This window comes from Kitasatospora sp. NPDC093558, from assembly GCF_040683475.1.
Taxonomy (GTDB): Bacteria; Actinomycetota; Actinomycetes; order Streptomycetales; family Streptomycetaceae; genus Kitasatospora.
In genome coordinates this window covers 1-3,876 of the sequence record NZ_JBFBDY010000585.1, presented here as the reverse complement: position 1 = coordinate 3,876, position 3,876 = coordinate 1, and the positions used below count along the sequence as shown (strand labels likewise).

4 protein-coding genes are annotated in these 3,876 nt (G+C 73.4%); 3 read left to right on the top strand and 1 reads right to left on the bottom strand.

Annotation, left to right across the window (positions count from 1 at the left end; genetic code table 11):
* The first annotated feature begins 152 nt into the window (after positions 1–152).
* The 3 genes from AB0O00_RS31955 to AB0O00_RS31945 all read left to right on the top strand — a co-directional run bounded on the left by AB0O00_RS31955 (position 153) and on the right by AB0O00_RS31945 (position 3,358).
* A complete protein-coding gene (locus AB0O00_RS31955) occupies positions 153–1,772 on the top strand; it encodes a phospholipid carrier-dependent glycosyltransferase (protein ID WP_363657727.1) in 1,620 nt (539 codons plus the stop codon).
* On the top strand, positions 1,772–2,656 hold the full coding sequence (locus AB0O00_RS31950) for an ABC transporter permease (protein ID WP_363657729.1): 885 nt from the start codon (positions 1,772–1,774) through the stop codon (positions 2,654–2,656). Before AB0O00_RS31955 ends, AB0O00_RS31950 begins: the two co-directional genes overlap by 1 nt.
* A 117-nt stretch (positions 2,657–2,773) precedes the next feature.
* Positions 2,774–3,358 (top strand): TMEM165/GDT1 family protein, encoded by a 585-nt coding sequence (locus tag AB0O00_RS31945; RefSeq protein WP_363657725.1) that lies wholly within the window; start codon positions 2,774–2,776, stop codon positions 3,356–3,358.
* Between the two features lie 27 nt (positions 3,359–3,385).
* On the opposite strand, the gene AB0O00_RS31940 is transcribed toward AB0O00_RS31945, so the two are convergent.
* Positions 3,386–3,592 carry a peptidoglycan-binding domain-containing protein gene (locus tag AB0O00_RS31940; protein WP_363657723.1) on the bottom strand — a complete coding sequence of 69 codons (207 nt, stop codon included), beginning with the start codon at positions 3,590–3,592 and terminating at the stop codon, positions 3,386–3,388.
* Positions 3,593–3,876: the final 284 nt, after the last annotated feature.

The following is a 3,876-nucleotide window of genomic DNA, read 5'->3' as shown; positions in this document are numbered from 1 at the left end:
GGGCGCCGACCGGGTCACCTGGTCGGCGCCCGTCGCGCTTGGCTTCACGACCACCGCCACATAGTGTCAGTGCCTGTCGACCGCCCGGCCACGGCCGGCACGGCGGCCACAGCGACAGCGGTACACCGGCGAATCGGCGAATCGGCGAGGCAATGACGCAAGCGGCGCTCACGCACCCCCCGGCGGCACCGGCCCCGGACCCCGGACCGGTCCCGCGCGGACCGCTCGTCGCGGCGGCCGACCGGGCCGCGTGGTTCGGGTGGCTCGGGCCGATCGGCGTCGCGCTCTTCGCCGGCCTGCTGCGGTTCTGGAACCTCGGCTACCCCAACGCCTTCGTCTTCGACGAGACGTACTACCCCAAGGACGCCTGGTCCCTGCTCAAGCAGGGCTACGAGGGCAGCTGGCCGGACCACGCCAACGCCGACATCCTGGCCGTCCCGCAGGGCGTCCCGCTGACCTCCGCCCCCGAGTTCATCGCCCACCCGCCGCTCGGCAAGTGGGTGATCGCCGTCGGCGAGCAGCTCTTCGGCCTTCACCCCTTCGGCTGGCGGTTCATGACCGCCCTGCTCGGCACCGTCACCGTGCTCATGCTCGCGCGGATCGGCCGCCGCCTCTTCGGCTCCACCCTGATCGGCTGCACCGCCGCCCTCCTGATGGCCGTCGACGGCCTCCAGCTGGTGATGAGCCGGGTCGGCCTGCTCGACGGCGTCCAGATGTTCTTCGTCCTCGCCGCCTTCGGCAGCCTCCTGGTCGACCGCGACCACGTGCGCGCCCGGCTGGCCGCCGTCACCGACGGCGACGCCGTCCGGCTCGGCCTGCGCCCCTGGCGGATCGCCGCCGGCGTGTTCCTCGGCTCCGCCGCCGCGGTCAAGTGGAACGGCGTCATGATCCTCGCCGCCTTCGGCATCCTGACCGTGCTCTGGGACCAGTCCGGCCGCCGCGCCGCCGGCGCCCGCCACCCCTGGCGCTCGATGCTGCGCCGGGACGCCGTCCCCGCGTTCCTCGCCGTGGTCGGCTCCGCCGTCGTCGTCTACGTCGGAGCCTGGAGCGGCTGGCTGGCCAACGGCGGCGTCAACGGCGGCGGCGGGTACGACCGGCACTGGGCCGACGACCGGCCCGGGCTCTCCCCGGACAGCTTCCTCGGCATCCCACTGCCGCAGGTCTCGATGAGCTGGGTGCCCGCGCCGCTGCGCAGCCTGTGGCACTACCACGCGCAGATGTACGACTTCAACACCGGGCTGAGCACCCCGCACACCTACCAGTCGAACCCGTTCAGCTGGCTGGTCATGGGCCGCCCGGTCTCCATGTACTGGGAGCAGGTCCCGGTCGGGACGCGGGGCTGCACCACGCCCGGCGGCTGCTCGGCGCAGATCCTCGGGCTCGGCACGCCGCTGCTCTGGTGGACGGCCTGCTTCGCGCTGGTCTACCTGCTGTGGCGCTGGTTCTTCCGCCGCGACTGGCGCTCCGGCGCCGTGCTGTGCGCGGTGGCCGGGATCTACCTGCCCTGGTTCCAGTACCAGGAGCGGACGGTCTTCTCCTTCTACATGGTCGTGCTGGTGCCGTTCCTGTGCCTGGCCGTCGCCCAGATGCTCGGCGCGATCCTCGGCCCGGCCGGCAGCACCCCCGAGCGGCGGCGCATCGGCGCGGCGGCGGCCGGGCTGATCGTGCTCGCGATCGTCGGGTGCTTCGCCTTCTTCTACCCGCTCTACACGGCGGAGGTGATCCCGTTGACGTCCTGGCAGGACCGGATGTGGTTCACCAGCTGGATCTGATGCCCCTCGCGGCGTCGGGCGGTCAGCTGCTGCCCGTCACCCCGGTGCTCGGGGTGGTGGCCGGTGTCCTGCTGCTGGCCGCCGTCGCGGTGGCCGGGTGGGGCCTGCTGGGGTCCGGGCACGCGGTGCTGCGGGCCGGGCTGCGCGCGGTGGTGCAGCTGGCGGCCGTCGCCGCGGTGATCACCTGGGTGGTCGGCTCGCTGTGGTGGTCGGCGCTGTTCGTGCTGCTGATGTTCACCGTCGCCGTGCGCACCGCCGGGCGGCGGATGACCCCGGGCCCGGGGTGGGTGTGGGCGGCGGCCCCGATCGGCGCCGGGGTGCTGCCGGTGCTCGCCCTGTTGCTGGCCGTCGGACTGCTGCCGCCCAAGGGCCTGTCCGTCATCCCGGTCGCGGGCATCCTGATCGGCGGCGGGCTCACCGCCACCTCGCTCGCCGGGCGGCGCGCCCTGGACGAGCTGCGGCAGCGGCGCGGCGAGGTGGAGGCGGCGCTCGCGCTGGGCTTCGAGGAGCGCGACGCCCGCCTGGAGATCTGCCGGACGGCCGCCGCGACCTCGCTCGTCCCCGCCCTCGACCAGACCCGGACGGTCGGCCTGGTGACGCTCCCCGGCGCCTTCGTCGGCATGCTGCTCGGCGGGGCCTCGCCGGTGCAGGCGGGGGCGGTCCAACTCTTCGTGCTGGTCGGTCTGTTGGCCGTGGAGGCGGTCGCGATCGTGGTGGTGCTGGAGCTGGTCGGGCGCGGTCTGGTGACGGCGGCCGAGCCCCCGCCGGGTGGGGAGCCCGTACGGCGTCGGGTAATCTGGACGGCGTTGAAGGGGAGTAGCCCTCCACCGGACCGTCGACATACTGGCCCCCACGGGCCCGGCGCCCGGGGCACGCGGTCGTGAGACCGGTGTCGGCGAGACCTTCGGCCGCAGTGCTGTGACCGTTTCCAGTGCTGTCGGGCCGAGGCGTCCCCTGACGGAGCTGCCGCGGTCCGGCGGCCCGACCGAGGGAATCCTCCGATGAGTGTGACCGTAGCCGCGTTGACGTTCGGCATCATCTTCCTGGCCGAACTGCCGGACAAGACCGCCCTGGCCAGCCTGGTCCTCGGCACGAAGTACCGCGCGAGCTACGTCTTCGCCGGGATCGCCGCCGCCTTCGCCCTCCAGGTGGGCCTCGCCCTGGTGGCCGGGCACCTGCTCTCGCTCCTGCCGCACCGCTGGGTGGAGGGCGTCACCGGCCTGCTCTTCCTGGCCGGCGCCGCGATGCTGCTCTTCCACGGCGGCGGTGACGACGACGAGCACGCGGCCAAGGAGCCGTCGTCCAGCAGCTTCTGGAAGGTGGCCGGGGCGAGCTTCGTGGTCGTCGCGGTGGCCGAGTTCGGCGACCTGACCCAGATCATGACCGCCAACCTGGCCGCCAAGTACGCCGATCCGCTGGCCGTCGGCCTCGGCTCGTGGCTGGCGCTGTGCGCGGTCGGCGGGATCGCGATCGTGGGCGGGCAGAAGCTCCTGAAGCACGTGCCGATGAAGCTGATCGTGCGCGTCGCGGCGGCGATCATGGTGGTGCTGGCGGGCGTCAGCATCGTCGGGGCCATCACGGGCTGACGCCGCCGCCGTGTCGACGGGAGCGGATCAGCAGCCGGGGTCCGCGGCGAGGGCGGCCTGGGTCCTGGGGCCGTAGACGCCGCTCTCGCCCCGGATCCGGTTGTCCTTCTGGTAGCCGATGAGCACCGACTGGGTCCAGTAGTCGAAGGTGCCGCTGATGATCGACTTGTCGACGAATCCGCATTCGGCGGCGTAGAGCTGCTGCTGCATCGCCTTGACGTCGGCCCCGGTCATCCCTAGCTGCAGGAGGCGCGGTGTGGGGGGCGGCGTCGGGGTGGGCGTGGGCGTGGGTGTCGGGGTGGGCGTCTGCGTTGGAGTGGGGGTCGGCGTCTGTGTCGGGGTGGGCGTCGACGTCGGCGTCGGCGTGTGGGTGGGCGTCGGCGTCCTCGTCGGGCTCGGCTTGGCCGTCCGGGTGGGCGTCGGCGCTCGACGCCTCCGGCAAGGTCGTCGAGATGTGGGAGAAGGCGGTCTCCTGAGCCGGGTCCGCCCGCGCCGGTAGGCGGGCGGCGAAGGGCCCG